The following is a 14002-nucleotide window of genomic DNA, read 5'->3' as shown; positions in this document are numbered from 1 at the left end:
GGGTTCAGAGCAGCGCGGCCAGCGCCGCGCGTACCTGTTGAATGTCTTGGAGCATAGCGTCGAGTTGCTCGGGCAGGCCCTCCCGGCGGCCGTCGCGCGCCATCGCTTCGATGTCGGCGCAGCGCAGCGACAGCGCCATCGCGCCCAGGCTGGCCGAGGAGGATTTCAGCGTGTGGCTGACGTGGCGGACGGCGGCGAGGTCCAGCTCGCTGCCCGCGCGGGCGCGGACCAGGTCGGGCAGCAGGCGGTCCAGCGAGTTGGAGAAGGCGTTGACGACGCGCTCCAGCAGCTTGTTGCCCCCGGTCGGGTCGAGCTCGCGCAGGCGGCGAACCGCCTCGGGGTCGAGCAGGGCAGGGGGCGGGGATGCGGTCATGTTGGGGCGGTGCACGAGCACCCCGCAAATGTATCGCGGCCACCCTGGGGGGGCCGCGCGACGGAATGCACAGATTCGCCCCCTCCCGGCCCCGGCGCGGCGCGGCGGCCGCCGCGCAGGCGCTGCCTACAATGCCGCGCATGAACAGCCTCAGCGACGACAGCGCGCTCACGCCGCGCCGCCAGGAGCGGCGCCTGCCGATGCGGCTGGTGGTGCTGGGCCTGGGCGGCGCGGCCCTGCTGATGCCGGTGCTGGGCACCTGGGTGGTGCTGGCGCTGATGCGGGTCTGGGGCGGCGAAGTCGGTCTCGTCCATGCGGCCCTGGTGCTGACGGCTTTCTTCACCGGCGTCATGGTGCTCGTGGCGGCGGCGCTGGGCTGGCATGCCGGCGTGCGCCTGACGCGCCAGCGCCTGGCCGAGCCGCTGCGCGACGCGCGCCAGCAGCTGCTGATGCAGGCCCAGCTGCAGCGCGACTGGCAATGGGCCACCGACGCCGAGCACCGCCTGGTGCGCTGGCAGGCGCCGCAGGGCGCGCCGGCGTCGAACTGGGTCGGGGCCGCGCCCGGCGCGCAGAAGCTGTGGGAGCGCTTCGAGGCGGCCGAGCCGGCGGCCCAGCTGCGCCAGCGCCTGGACGCGCGCCAGCCTTTCGCCGAGCTGCAGCTGGGCGCCGCCGCGGGCGATGCGCGCTGGCGCCTGCAGGGCCTGCCCTGCATCGACGCGCAGGGCCATTTCGCCGGCTACCTCGGCACGGCCCGGCCCGACGAACCCGAGGCAGCGCCCGCGCCGCAGGCCGACCCGGCCGCCGAGCACGAATCCTTCAGCTACACCGTCTCCCACGACCTGCGCGCGCCGCTGCGCGTCGTCGAGGGCTTCGCGCGCATCCTCAAGGAAGACTACGGCGCGCGGCTGGACCGCGTCGGCAACGACCACCTCGACCGCGTCATGAGCGCCGCGGCGCGCATGAACAGCATGATCGACGCGCTGCTGTCGCTGAGCCAGCTGTCCACCCGGCCGCTGGCGCGCCAGCCGGTCAACCTGTCCCAGCTCGCCGGCTATGTGCTGGAGGAGCTGAGGCGCTCCGCGCCGCAGCGCGAGCTGGTGCTGGACATCGAGCCCGACCTCGTCGTGCAGGGCGACCCGACGCTGCTGCGCATGTTGCTGGAGAACCTGCTGGGCAATGCCTGGAAGTACAGCGCCAAGGCCGAGCGCAGCGAGATCCGCTTCGGCGGCGCGCAGCAGGACGGGCGGCGCGTCTTCGTCGTGTCGGACAACGGCGCCGGCTTCGACATGCGTTTTGCCGAGCGCCTGTTCGGCGTCTTCCAGCGCCTGCACAGCGCCAGCGACTTCCAGGGCACCGGCGTCGGCCTGGCCCTGGTGCGCCGCATCGTGCGCCGCCACGGCGGCGACATCTGGGCCGAGTCGGCCGTGGGCGAGGGCGCCCGTTTCTACTTCACGCTGGCTTGATGGCCCCTCGCCCAGTCTCGCCGCGCTGAACGCGGGCGATTCTGGTCGGTCCCCCAAGGGGACGGCGATGCTTGCGGCATCGAGCCGCAAGCATCGCCAGACGGGCCGGCTTGGGAGCGGCCCGGCGCTCGGCCCGCGGACAGGCACTACGGCCGCCCGGATTCGTGAGTCAGCGCGTGCCCGGCCGGGACAGCAGCTCGACGGCGTCGACGATGCGCTGCGCCTGCTCGGGCAGGCCCTGGCCATCGGCGGCGGCCAGGCTGGTCAGCCGCGCCAGCGCCTCGCCGCGCGGCAGCGAGTAGCGGTGCATCAGCACGCCGACCGCCAGGGCCGTCGGGTCCAGCAGCGCCGGCGGTCCCGAAGGCGCGGCGGCGGCCGCGGCCGGCGTCGTCGAGCGGGAGAACGCGGCCTCGACGGCGGGCACGATCTGCGAGATGTCCAGCGGCTTGACGAGATAGGCCACGGCGCCGAGCTCCTTGACCTTGGCCACGGTGGCCTCGTCGGCGAAGGCCGACAGGAACATGAAGGGCGTCTGCAGGTATTCGCGCAGATAGGCGGCCACGTCGAAGCCGGTCAGGCCTTCCATGCGGATGTCCAGCAGGGCCAGCTCGGGCCGGTGTTCGCGGGCGAGCAGGATGGCGTCGTCGCCGTTGTCGGCGTCGATGACTTCGAAGCCGGCCTGGGTGAGCCCGTAGCTCAGCGTCGCCAACACCAGGCGGTCGTCGTCGACGACCAGGATCTTGCCCTTGCTCACCGCGCCCCCTCGATCAAGAACTTGGCTTTGTGGCCGGATTGTGAACCACGCTGGGCGGGATCAGCTCCAGCCGGCAGACGACGTCGCCGTGCTGCTGTTCCAGGCTGAGGATGGCGCTGCGCCGCGGCAGCAGCGCGCGCACCAGGCCCAGGCCCGACACGCCGCTCTTCACGTTCTGCAGCAGGAAGCCCTCGGGCAGGCGCCCGGGGTTGGCGATCTCGACCACGACGCCGGCCGTGTCGCAGATCAGCTGGCAGCGCACCTGGGCGCCATTGCCGTGGCGCAGCGCATTGCCCAGCAGCTCGTTCAGGCTGAGCGCGATGGGGATGGCCTCGGCCTCGGGCAGGCACCAGTCGTCCAGCAGCGCGCCGCCCTCGGCCGCGGTGGTGATGACGCGGCCCTGCATGCGCTGCACGGAGCCGACGATGGCGTCGAACACGCGCTTGAGCATCAGCGGCCCCGACGCGCCGACCTGCAGACCGTAGACCTGGGCGATGGCCTGGACCTGGCCGACGGCCTCCTTCAGCACCGGGGCCACCTCGGGGCGGCGCGCGGCGATCTGCTGCAGCAGGCCGGCCACGCCCTGCAGATTGTTCTTGATGCGGTGGTGCACCTCGCGCACCAGCAGCTCGCGCTGCGAGATGGCCGCCTGCAGCCGCGCCTGCTCGGCGGCGCGCTGCTCGGTCACGTCGCTGGCCACCATCAGCAGCAGCTCGGGCGCGTCGTCGTCGCCGACGCCGGCCAGGTGCAGCAGCCGCGCGTCCCAGATGCGCGTGGCCGGGCCGGCGGGCACGCGGTATTCGCGCTGCACGACGGCCTGGGACGCCAGCGCCTCGCGCATGTCGGCCACGGCCTGGGCGCCCTGCTCGGCACCGAACAGCAGGGCCGGCGTGCCGCCCAGCATGGCCGCCTCGGGCCGGCCGGCCAGCGCCGCGGCGGCCTGGTTGAGCTTGACGATGCGCAGGCCCTGGGCCTCGTGCAGCGTGATGGCCAGCGGCGCTCCCTCGATGATGCGGGCCAGCGAGGCCTGGGCCAGCCGGCTCTGGGCCTCGGCCTGGCGGCGGCGGTCGATGTCGAGCAGCGCATAGGTCAGCTGCATCGTGCCGTCCTCGCGCGGCGTCTGCACCGCGTTGCCGATGACCCAGAACTCGCGCCCGTCGCGGCCGCGCAGCCTGCATTCGAAGACCTCGGCGCCGGGCTCGGCGTGGAAGGGGTGGCCGTCGGCGTCCGGCGCGAGCACGCCCATGGGCCGGCCGCGCACGTCCTCCAGCTCGCAGCCGAACATGCGCCGGGCCGAGCGGTTCATCCAGTCGATGCCGTCGGGGCCGACGCTGACGATGCCGACCAGCACCGAGTCCAGCACGGCGCGTTCGCTCTCGGCGCGCAGCAGCAGCGCGCTCTCGGCCTGGGCCTGGGCGGTCACGTCGAGCGTGACGACCGAGGTCGAGCGCCGCCCGCCGGCCAGCAGGCCCGGGGCCACGCGGGTCAGCAGCCAGCGCCGGCCCAGCTCGGGGTGGCGCACGGCATAGCGCACCTCGACGGCATCGCCCTTCTTCAGGGCGCGCTGCAGGCGCTCGAACTCGGGCAGCGAGGCCGGCTCGACGAGGTCGCGGTTGATGCCCTGCAGCGAGCCGACGGCCTGCTTGGCGCCGGCCTTGAAGGGCGAGCCTTTGCGGTGGGCCTTGACCCAGCCGGCCTCGGGCTGGAAGGTGGCCAGGCCGACGGCGGCGGTGTCCATCAGCGCGTCGAGCTGCTGGTGGGCGAGGTCGCGCTCGTGCAGCGTGCTGTGGTCTTCCAGCACGGCCAGCAGCAGCGTGCGGCCGTTGCGGCGCCACAGGCGCAGCCGGGCCTGCAGCCAGCGCTGGCGGCCCTGCGGGTCGACGAACTCGGCCTCGGTGACGAGGGGGGCGTCCTGCGGTCGCTGGGCCGCCAGCGCCGGCAGCAGCGCGGCGCGATTCCAGCCCAGCAGGGCCTGCAGCAGCTCGGGCAGGTCGTTGAGGTGGCGCGGCGAGCCGGCGCACAGCGCGTCGAAGGCGGCGTTGCGGCGCAGCAGCGCGCCGCCGGCCGCATCGGCCAGCAGCAGCGGCAGCGGCGACAGCACCAGCCATTCGGCCAGCGGCGGCTCGCCGGGGTCGGCGGCGCTGAGGCGGGCATGCAGCACCCAGTGGGGGCGCTCGCGCAGCAGGTGCAGCGTGGCGCGCTGGCCGTCGGCGAGCTTGAGCGGCGGGGCGGGCGGCGCCGCTCGGCCGGCGTCGATGGCCGCGGTGGCCTCGCGCAGCCAGGTCTCCAGCCGCAAGCCGGCCGCGTGGCGCAGCAGCCGCCAGCCCTCGGCGGCGTCCTGGCCCAGCCATTCGCGCGCGGCGGGGTTGGCGCGCAGCGCGGACAGATCGGCCCGCAGTGTCAGCACCGGGTCGCCGACGAGGTCGAGCAGCGCAGCAGAGGCGGGCGGGCCGAACATGATGCTCAGCCTGAGGGCAGGCTCATTCCAGCTGGGTGGCCTTGTGCAAGGCCCGCAGCAGGCAGGCGTTGATCTCGCCGGCGCCCAGCATCAGCGTTTCGGCGCACTCGCGGTAGTCGAACACCGACTCGGCCTCGATGGCCCGTAGCAGCGCCAGATAGGGCTGGTAGGGGCCGCTGTCCTCCACCAGGGCCTGGCGCACGCGCTCGGGCACGGGGATGCTCTGCAGCAGCTTCTCGAAGGGCTGCCTGAGCATGTGGTCCAGCAGCGAGAACAGGCCGCAGATGAACATCTCGTCGCGCTGCTCGCGCTCGCTCATGCTTTGCGCGAACTCCTCCATCAGCAGGCCGCGGCGCAGCGCGCCGTACATGATGGGACGCATGCTGTGGTCCTTGCTGGCCGTCGTGAGCAGCAGGGCCAGCCAGCGCTTCATGCGGGCATAGCCGAGCAGCATGATGGCGTGGCGGAAGCTCGACACCTCCACCGGCAGGCCGAAGGCGGCGGAGTTCAGGTAGCGCAGCAGCTTGAAGGCCAGGCTGGGGTCGCGCTTCAGCGACTGCTCCAGGCGCTCGACGTCCTCGCCCTGGTCCAGGCGCGACATCAGCTCCATGATGACCTGCAGGTCGGTGGCGATCTCGGCCTTGCCCGCGCCGGGCGCGGCCTCGTAGGGGCCGTCCATGGGCCAGCCGATGACGGCATTGACGCCGGCGCCGAAGCTGGCGTTGATGGCTTCGGCGCCGCGCACGCCGGCGTGCATCGTGGGCACGCCGGCCGGGGCGGCCTGGCCGGGTTCGAGCACGACCTGCCTGAACACCTTGGCGACGTCGGCCGGCAGCGGCGACTGCGGCAGGCCCTTGAGCACGCCGGTGTGGCCGGCGGCCTTCAGCGCGGCGAGGGCCGGCGCGTGGGCGGCGTCGGCGGCGATGAAGGCGGGCACCTCGATCTGCACGGGCTGGGCCGGCGGCTCGTTGAGCAGCGCGCCGAGCAGGGCCTCGCCCTGGGGGTTGAGCAGCTCGCCGCCCTGGGGCCAGACGGCGGCCAGCGCGGCCAGCAGGTCGGCCTGGTCGACCTTGGCGTCGGCACGCAGCGGGATCAGCGTGAGCCGGGTGCAGGCGATGGCGCGCTGGCGGTCGATGACCGGCGCGTAGCCGAGGGCGACGCCGGGCAGGATGGCGTGATCGAGGGCGGCGGGGATGGTGTCGGACATGGCGCGGCGCGGGGCTGGCGGTGAATGCGGCAGTCTGCCACGCCGCCCCGGACGAGATGGCGGCAAATCGTGACAGCTTCACGGTGAACCCGCGCTTGCGGCGGCGCGGCGGCCGCCGTGGCGCCGGCCTCAGCCGTTGAGGTACTGGAACAGCGACATGCGTTGCACCATGGCGTAGGACTTGAGGGCCGCGTCGTAGCCGGTCTGCTGGTTCTGGAAGTCGGAGATGGCCCGCACCATGTCGACATCCTCGGCGGCGCTCTTCTCCTGGGTGGCGTAGAGCTTCAGGCCGGACAGGCGGCTTTCGCTGCCGTCGAGATTGGTCAACTGCGCGCCGATCTGGCTGCGCGCGCTCTGCATATTGCCCATCACCGCATCCAGGTCGCGCAGCCGGTTGGAGTTGCTCTGGGCGATCTGGTTGCCGCTGCGCAGCGGGGTCCTGAGTTCGGCGATGGCCTTGTCCAGCACGTCGAAGACCTTGAGCGAGTTGGTGGCCGGCGCGATGGAGAAGTTGTCGCCGTTGACCGGCGCGCCGCTGATCGTGACGGCCAGGCCGTCGAAGCCGATGCTGGTGCCCGGCTTGAAGCTGCCCGTGGCGGCGCTGCCGTCGCTGGGCGGGGGGCTGATGGTGTAGGTCTGGGCAGCCGGCGCCGTGCCGGCGATGCTGATGCTGTAGTTCAGCCCGGTGAGCTTGGAGGGATTGGTGACGCCGCCCGGGTCGATCCAGCCCTGCGCCGCGGCACCGGGCGGCGTGCTGGTGGGGTTGGTGCCGGCGTCGGTCACGAAAAAGCCGTTGCCGCTGCGCGCCTGTTCCCAGGCGGCGCGGCCGTCGACGCTCATCTGGAAGCGATCGAGGTTGCCGGTCTGTATCGTCCCGGGCGTGCCGACATAGCTCACGCCGCTGGCCTGGTCCAGGAAGGGCGGGTTGCTGGAGCCCTGGCCCGAGAACAGATAGCCTCCCGACCCGTCGGGCCGGTTGGCGATGGACAGCAGCTGATCGCGGATCCCACGCAGCTTGTCGGCCAGGCCTTTGCGCTCGGCATCGGAATAGCTGGCGTTGCCGGCGGCCACCATGGTTTCGCGCGCCTGCTGCAGAAGACCGTTCGCGTCGCCGAGGGCGGCCTCGCTCAGCGTCATGCTGTTGCGGCTGGCCTCCAGCGCGCGCTGGTTGGCGTCCACCCTGCCCATCTCGACCTGGGCCCGCTCCGAGCGGGCCGCGGCGGTCGGGTCGTCGCTGGCGTGCTGGACGCGCTTGCCCGACGTCAACTGCTGCTGCTGGGTCTGCAAGGTGTTCTGGCGGCGCTGCAGATTGGCGATCGACGTGTCGTAGAGGTTGGCGGTGGAGATTCTCATGGGCTGGCCCTGGGGTTCACTTGGAGGCAATCTGCAGCAGTTCGTTGAACAGGGCCTGGGCGGTCTGCAGCACCTTGGCCGAGGCCTGGTAGGCCTGCTGATACTGGATCAGCCGCGAGGCTTCCTCGTCGAGGTTGACGCCCGCCTGCGACGATCGGCTGGTTTCGGCATTGGACGCGACCTTGGTGGATACGCCCGACAGGTAGTTGGCGCCCTGCACGCGCGCGCCGACGTCGCTGAGGTCGTTGGCATAGGCGTCGTTGAGGGTCGCCCCGGCCGTGATGCTGCCGTCCGGCAGCAGCTTCTTGCCGACGAAGGCGTCGGTCTGGATGTCGAGGAAGGCCTTGGCGTTGCCGTTGTTGGTGCCCGGGTATTTCGTGGCCGCGATGGACAGCGTGTCGCCGGCGCGGGGCACGCCGTTGAGGCGCATTTCGAAGCCGAGGTTGATGGGCGGCGTGGCCCCCGGCTGGTTGCCGATGGGCTGGCCGGACTTCCAGACGCCGGTGAGCGGGGCGCCGACGGCCGGCGTCAGCGTGTAGTTGACGCTGCCGTCCGGGTTGGCCGTGCCGAAGGCGAGCGAGATCGGCAGGTTGGCGGCGCTGAAGCTGCCGTTGACGGCATAGATGCTGTCGACGCTGGCGGTGCCGGTGTTGTTGACCGACGTGACGGCCGTCACCGGCGACGCGGCGGCGATGCCGTTGGGGCTGTCGAGCACGCGGCGCATATTGACCGCGGCGGCTCCGACGGGCTCGATCACATAGCTGTCGCCGGCTGCCGGCGGCGACGGGCTGAAGCTGATCGTGAAGCCGTCGACGGTGGCGCCGGCGGCGACGCTGCGCACCAGGCCGTCGCTGAGTCGGGTGAGCTGGTAGGTGCCGGGCGCGGCGCCGGCGGACAGCTTGTAGGCGCTGGCCTGCAGCTGGCTGGCGTTGACGATGGTGGCCTGCACGCCGTTCGTGAAGCTGCCGTCGGGATTGCGCTGATTGCCCGTCGACGGCAGCACGCGCGGCGCGGCGACGTTGAAGATCGGGGCGCCCTGGCCCGGCGGCGTGGACAGGTCCAGGCCCAGCGCGTTCTGCGCATTGACGCGCGTGCCGAGCGCCGCCGCGAGCTGGCCGACCATATTGCGCGCATCCTGCAGGTCATGGTTCTGGAACTGCAGAAGCGCGCTCAGGCTGCCGCCGGTCAGCACGCTCTCGTCCAGCGGGCGGATGAGGCCGCCTTCGTCGAGGGCCAGCACGGAGCGCTGCGGGTCGTAGCTGTCGGCGGCGATCTTCAGCATCGAGGCCGAACTGCCGAGCACGAGGCGCTGCCCGCCGCCGATGAAGACGCCCACCGTGCCGTCGTCGGCCGGCAGCGTCGTCACGGCGACATGCTCGGAGAGCTGCGAGATCAGCTGATCCCGCTGGTCGAGCAGGTCGTTGGGCGCATGGCCGCTGCCTTTCACCTTGGCGATCTGGTCGTTGACGCTGGCGATCTGCCGGGCCAGCTGGTTCACGATGCCGACGCCGGCCTGCAGGTCGCTGGTGACGCCGGCCTGCAGGTCGGCCAGCTGCGATCCGGCACTGGCGAAGCGGGTGGCCAGTTGCTGGGCCTGGCCGAGCACGACCTGGCGCGCGGAGAGGTCGCTGGGCCGGCTGGCGACGTCCATCATGCTGTTGAGGAACTGGCTGACCGAATAACCGATGCCATCGTTGCCGGTGGGGAAGATCTTCTCCAGCCGCGTCAGCTGTTCGGCCCGCGTCGTGTCGCCCGACGCGGTGGCCTTGGTGCCGATGGCCTCCTTGGTCAGAAAGTCGTTGTGCGCGCGCTGGACCGTCTGCACGTCGACGCCGCGGCCGAAGAAGCCGGCGCCGGTGTACTGGCCCGGCGAGGTCGTCAGCACGACGGACTGGCGCGAGTAGCCGGGCGTGTTCGCGTTGGCGATGTTCTGGCCGACGGTCTGCAATGCCGCCTGATTGGCGAACATCGCGCGGGCGGAGATCGAGAGCAGGCCGGCCATGATTCAGTCGTGCGTCAGGCCATGGCGCGCTGGACGCGCATGGTGGTATTGATGGTCTTGGCGATCTTGTCGGCGTAGCCGGGGTCGGTGGCGTAGCCGGCCAGCTGCAGGCCGCGCGCAAAGCCGGCGGCGTTGCCGTTCTGGGCCTGGGCGACGACCTTGGCATAGCGGTCGTTGCTGCTGATCAGCCGGGCGTAGTCCTTGAAGGCCTCGTCGTAGCTGCCGTAGGCGCGGAACTTGGCGGTCACCTTGTGGGCCTGGCCGTTGATGACCTCGGTGGTCTGCACGTCGACGGTCTTGCCCGTCCAGCCCGGCGTGGCCTTGATGCCGAACAGGTTGTGGCTCTTGCTGCCGTCGGCACCGCTGATCTCGCGCCGGCCCCAGCCGCTCTCGTGGGCCGCCTGCGCGACCATGAAGCTGGCCGGGATGCCGGTGGCCGCCGAGGCCGCGCGGGCGGCGGCATCGTGCTGCTGGATGAAGCCCTGCACATGGCTGGGGATGCCCTTGGTGGCCAGCGCCGGCAGGGCCTGGGCCAGCGTCGTCTGACTGGCCTTCTTGACGCTCTCGGGCGACAGGTCCTGCACGCCCATCTGGCGCTGCAGCTGTCTTTGAATGGCATCCGACAGGCCGCCCGGCAGGCCGGCGAGCTTGCCGGCGAACTGCGTGTCCAGCATCTCGGTGCCGAGCTGGGTCGCGCTGTTGTCCAGCATGCCGCTGGACAGCGTGGATGCGCGCATGCTCTTCATGACCTCCTGCATGAAGAGGGTCTCGAACTGCCTGGCCGCCTCGCGCACGGCGCCCTTCGGGTCGCGCGAGGCCTGGGCCTTGAGCTGGTCGAGGCTCCCCAGGCTCTGGCCGGAGATGGACTGGAAGGACGGCGATGACATCAGATCACCTCGAGCTCGGCATTCAGGGCGCCCGCGCTCTTCATGGCCTGCAGGATGGCGAGCAGATCCTGGGGCGTGGCACCGAGCGAGTTCAGTGCCTTCACGACGTCCGACAGGCGCGCGCCGGCAGGCAGCTGGATGAGGCTGCCGGGCTCCTGGCGGATGGAGATGTCGGCCTTCTCGGTGACGACGGTCTGGCCGTTGGACAGCGCATTGGGCTGGCTGACGACGGGCGTGGAGCTGATCGTCACCGACAGGCTGCCGTGCGCCACCGCGCAGGCCGCCAGCGTGACGGCCTGGTTCATGACGACCGAGCCGGTGCGGGCATTGATGACGACGCGAGCAGCGGGCGTGGCCATGTCGACGTTCAGGTTCTCGACGTCGGCCAGGAAGGCGACGCGCTCGTCCGGCGTGCTGGGGGCGCGCACGCGCACGACGCGGCCGTCCAGCGCCTGGGCCGTGCCGGGGCCCTTGGCCCTGTTGATGGCCTGGGCCACGGCGCGGGCGGTCGCGAAATCGCTGCTGTTGAGGTCGAACTGCAGCGTGTCGCCCTGGGCGATCGGCGTGGGCACGGAGCGCTCCACCAGCGCGCCGCTGGGGATGCGGCCGGCGCTGAGGTGGTTGATCTGCACCTTGGAGCCGCCCGCCGACGCGCCGGCGCCGCCGACGACCAGATTGCCCTGGGCGATGGCGTAGATCTGGCCGTCCGCGCCGCGCAGCGGCGTCGCGATCAGCGTGCCGCCGCGCAGGCTCTTGGCGTTGCCGATGGAGGAGACGTTGATGTCCAGCTCCTGGCCGGGCTGGGCGAAGGGCGGCAGCTGGGCCGTCACCATGACGGCGGCGATGTTGCGCGGCTGCATCGTCACGCCCTGGGGCAGCAGCACGCCGAACTGCTGCAGCATGGCCGTCAGGCTCTGGCCGGTGAAGGGCGCCTGCGTGGTCTGGTCGCCCGTGCCGTCCAGGCCGACGACGAGGCCATAGCCCGTCAACGGGTTGGAGCGCACGCCGGCGACGGCCGCGACTTCCTTCAGGCGGACGGCCTGGGCGATGGGGGCCAGCACGATGGCGAGGCCGAGGAGGAGGGCTTGCAGGAACTTCACTCGGCCGATTCTGCGGATGCTTGAGCCCGCGAAGCCGACGAAAAGGCCGCGGACCACCCGCCATTTCCAGGCCCCGGGGCGGTTGCCCGCGCGGCAAGCTTGCGCTCAGGTTGTTTGCCGGCCGGCATGCGAGGCTGTGCCCCTGTCCCAACCGGGCGGGTCCGGCCCCGATCTTGCTGGAAAACAGGGCTCTGGCCGGCTGGCCGCCCGCGTTTTCCGGGTCATCGAGCGGTTGGCCGCCTTTTTTTCAGGTCGGATGCCCTCCTTATCACCCAGTTCGGGGGAGGGTATGACAGGTTTCTGAATATGTTCGTCGGTAAAGTTTTTATAACCACTCCGACCCGCGCCCCGTCGCACGACCCGCCATGCCACCGCCCTTCGAGCCCTTGACCCTGGTCCATGTCGTCTTTTCGTCCCGGCTCGCCGGGGGTGAGTTGCATTGCGTCGACCTGGCCAATGCGCAGGCCGCCCTCGGCCACCGGGTGCACGTCATCGGCGTCGCCGGCTCGGCCGTCGAGGGCGCGCTGGCCCCGGCGGTGCGCTTCCATGGCCTGAAGCTGCCGCTGCTGCGCGGCTGGCGGGTTGCCGCACTGGCCCGGCGTCTCGGGGCCGACGTCTGCCACGGCCATCTCGGTCCGGCCTGCAAGGCGGTCGCCCATGCGCGCAGCGCGGCCCGTGTCGGCACGCTGCACGTCGGCTACAAGGCCCACCATCACGAGCGGTTGGACGGCCTGGTCTGCGTGAACCGCGCCCAGCGCGAGAGCCTGCCGCGGACGCGTGAGGGCCTGGCCCGGCTGATCTACAACTGGGCGCCCGAACGCGCCGCATCGCCCGCCACCGACCTGCGCGCCGAGCTGGGCCTGGCGCCCGGCCAGCTGCTGGTGGGCAGCGTCGGCCGCCTGCAGCAGGCCAAGGGCATGGACCTGCTGGTGGCCGGCTTCAAGGCCCATGCGCCGGCCGACGCGGTGCTGGCCATCCTCGGCGAGGGCCCGGACCGCGCGCTGCTGGAGCAACTGGCCGCCGGCGACCCGCGCGTGCGCCTGCTGGGCTTCCGCCGCGACGTCGACCAGGCCCTGCAGGCCTTCGACCTGTTCGTGTCCGCCTCGCGCGAGGAGGCCTTCCCGCTGGCCATCCTGGAAGCCATGCGCGCCGGCCGGCCGGTGCTGGCCACGGCCACCCAGGGCCCGGTGGAGATGCTGGCCGGCCAGCCGGCCCGCCTCGTGCCGGTGGGTGATGCCGATGGCCTGGGTCGCGCGCTGGCCGAGGAAGTCGCCCGCCTGCGCCTGCTGCCGCAGGAATTGCGCCGCGTGCGCTACGCGACCGCGGCCTACGACCGCAGCCATGCGGTGGCCAAGACCCTGGCCTTCTACCGCGACGTGATGCTGCACCGCGCCGCCCAGGCCCAGCGCCTCGAGGACGAAGACGAAGCCTTCGCCGGCTGAGTTTGATGCTGAGCAGGCCGCGGACCGACTTCTGGCAGGTCGGCATCGTCCCCGTGCGCATCGAGGATCTCGATGCCTGCAGCCTGGCCGCCGCGCGCGACCGCATCATCTGGCTGCCCGAGGCCGGGCGCTGGCGCTACCTCGCCGACCCCTTCGGCCTGGTGCGCGGCGATGCGCTGCACGTCTTCGTCGAGGCCTATGACTACCGCGTCAAGCGCGCCCATATCGAGCGCCACGAGTTCGCGCTGGCCGACCTGGGCTGGCGCGGCCAGGCGACCGTGCTGGAGCAGCCCTTCCACCTGTCCTACCCCCAGGTCTTCGAGCACGAGGGCGAGACCTGGATGGTGCCGGAGAGCCACCAGGCCGGCGAGATCGTGCTCTACCGCGCCAGCGACGATTCGCTGAACGACTGGGAGCGCGAATGCGCGTTGCTGCGCGGCCTGCCCGGCGCGGATGCGTCGCTCATCGAGCATGACGGGCGCTGGTGGATGTTCTACACGCTGGTCGGCCCGAACGCGCGCGACCAGCGCGAGCTGCATGTCGCGCATTCGCCGGCGCTGGCCGGCCCGTGGACGCCGCTGGCCGACAACCCGGTGCGCGTGAACCGCGATGGCGCGCGCCCGGCCGGCCGGCCCTTCGTCGGCCGCGACGGCCTGCTGACGCTGCCGGTGCAGGACAGCACGACCGGCTATGGCGGCGCGACGCGTCTGCTGCGCTTCCCGGTGCTGACGCCGCAGCGTGTCGTCATCGAGGCCGGCACCGAGCGCCTGACCGGCGACCTCGCCAGCGACACGCACACGGCGGGCCTGCACACGCTGTCGGCCTGCGGCGGCTTCACGCTGATCGACGTGAAGCGCATCGACCGCTCGCGCGTGCGGCAGTGGCTGGACTTCAAGCGCCGCCTGAGGAGGCTGGCGGGCGGCTGAAGGCTGCCGGCACGCGGCGCATACTCGGCCTCCATTC

Annotated in this window: 11 protein-coding genes; 3 read left to right on the top strand and 8 right to left on the bottom strand. The window is 71.9% G+C overall.

What is annotated here, in order from left to right:
• Positions 1-4 precede the first annotated feature (4 nt).
• Positions 5-373, bottom strand: coding sequence for an Hpt domain-containing protein (locus tag NYP07_RS17665; RefSeq protein WP_268152777.1), 369 nt, complete (start codon positions 371-373; stop codon positions 5-7).
• Between the two features lie 140 nt (positions 374-513).
• Between NYP07_RS17665 and NYP07_RS17660 the strand changes: the two genes are divergently transcribed.
• Positions 514-1836, top strand: a complete 1323-nt coding sequence (locus tag NYP07_RS17660; protein WP_268152775.1) for a sensor histidine kinase — start codon at positions 514-516, stop codon at positions 1834-1836.
• 169 nt (positions 1837-2005) lie between these two features.
• Here the strand turns inward: NYP07_RS17660 and NYP07_RS17655 are convergent, their stop codons facing one another.
• From NYP07_RS17655 to NYP07_RS17625, 7 genes are all read right to left on the bottom strand, one after another.
• Positions 2006-2590, bottom strand: a complete 585-nt coding sequence (locus NYP07_RS17655; protein ID WP_268152773.1) for a response regulator — start codon at positions 2588-2590, stop codon at positions 2006-2008.
• A gap of 13 nt (positions 2591-2603) precedes the next feature.
• The gene (locus NYP07_RS17650; protein ID WP_268152772.1) at positions 2604-5048 is read right to left on the bottom strand and encodes a PAS domain-containing sensor histidine kinase; all 2445 of its coding nucleotides are present in this window, start codon (positions 5046-5048) and stop codon (positions 2604-2606) included.
• Between the two features lie 22 nt (positions 5049-5070).
• Positions 5071-6255: an EAL and HDOD domain-containing protein gene (locus tag NYP07_RS17645; protein WP_268152771.1), complete on the bottom strand. Its 1185-nt coding sequence runs from the start codon at positions 6253-6255 to the stop codon at positions 5071-5073.
• Between the two features lie 129 nt (positions 6256-6384).
• Positions 6385-7608 (bottom strand): flagellar hook-associated protein FlgL, encoded by a 1224-nt coding sequence (gene flgL / locus NYP07_RS17640; RefSeq protein ID WP_268152769.1) that lies wholly within the window; start codon positions 7606-7608, stop codon positions 6385-6387.
• A gap of 16 nt (positions 7609-7624) precedes the next feature.
• A complete protein-coding gene (flgK, locus tag NYP07_RS17635; protein ID WP_268152767.1) occupies positions 7625-9610 on the bottom strand; it encodes a flagellar hook-associated protein FlgK in 1986 nt (661 codons plus the stop codon).
• A 14-nt stretch (positions 9611-9624) separates the two neighbouring features.
• Positions 9625-10497, bottom strand: coding sequence for a flagellar assembly peptidoglycan hydrolase FlgJ (gene flgJ / locus NYP07_RS17630; protein WP_268152766.1), 873 nt, complete (start codon positions 10495-10497; stop codon positions 9625-9627).
• Complete coding sequence (locus NYP07_RS17625) at positions 10497-11597, bottom strand: flagellar basal body P-ring protein FlgI (RefSeq protein ID WP_268152764.1); 1101 nt, start codon at positions 11595-11597, stop codon at positions 10497-10499. Before NYP07_RS17625 ends, flgJ begins: the two co-directional genes overlap by 1 nt.
• 365 nt (positions 11598-11962) lie before the next feature.
• Between NYP07_RS17625 and NYP07_RS17620 the strand changes: the two genes are divergently transcribed.
• Both NYP07_RS17620 and NYP07_RS17615 read left to right on the top strand, forming a co-directional pair.
• A complete protein-coding gene (locus tag NYP07_RS17620; protein WP_268152763.1) occupies positions 11963-13039 on the top strand; it encodes a glycosyltransferase in 1077 nt (358 codons plus the stop codon).
• Positions 13040-13044: 5 nt separating this feature from the next.
• Positions 13045-13965 carry a glucosamine inositolphosphorylceramide transferase family protein gene (locus NYP07_RS17615; protein ID WP_268152762.1) on the top strand — a complete coding sequence of 307 codons (921 nt, stop codon included), beginning with the start codon at positions 13045-13047 and terminating at the stop codon, positions 13963-13965.
• Positions 13966-14002 lie beyond the last annotated feature (37 nt).

The sequence above is a fragment of the Pelomonas aquatica genome, from assembly GCF_026712205.1.
GTDB classification, from domain to species: Bacteria; Pseudomonadota; Gammaproteobacteria; order Burkholderiales; family Burkholderiaceae_C; genus Pelomonas; species Pelomonas aquatica.
The sequence above is the reverse complement of the archived record's forward strand: the minus strand, read 5'-3'. Positions and strand labels throughout refer to the sequence as shown.

Coding starts and splice junctions, on each gene's coding strand:
- NYP07_RS17665 (WP_268152777.1), bottom strand. CDS start 373: ATGACCGCATCCCCGCCCCCTGCCCTGCTCGACCCCGAGGCGGTTCGC.
- NYP07_RS17660 (WP_268152775.1), top strand. CDS start 514: ATGAACAGCCTCAGCGACGACAGCGCGCTCACGCCGCGCCGCCAGGAG.
- NYP07_RS17650 (WP_268152772.1), bottom strand. CDS start 5,048: ATGTTCGGCCCGCCCGCCTCTGCTGCGCTGCTCGACCTCGTCGGCGAC.
- NYP07_RS17645 (WP_268152771.1), bottom strand. CDS start 6,255: ATGTCCGACACCATCCCCGCCGCCCTCGATCACGCCATCCTGCCCGGC.
- flgL (WP_268152769.1), bottom strand. CDS start 7,608: ATGAGAATCTCCACCGCCAACCTCTACGACACGTCGATCGCCAATCTG.
- flgK (WP_268152767.1), bottom strand. CDS start 9,610: ATGGCCGGCCTGCTCTCGATCTCCGCCCGCGCGATGTTCGCCAATCAG.
- flgJ (WP_268152766.1), bottom strand. CDS start 10,497: ATGTCATCGCCGTCCTTCCAGTCCATCTCCGGCCAGAGCCTGGGGAGC.
- NYP07_RS17620 (WP_268152763.1), top strand. CDS start 11,963: ATGCCACCGCCCTTCGAGCCCTTGACCCTGGTCCATGTCGTCTTTTCG.
- NYP07_RS17615 (WP_268152762.1), top strand. CDS start 13,045: ATGCTGAGCAGGCCGCGGACCGACTTCTGGCAGGTCGGCATCGTCCCC.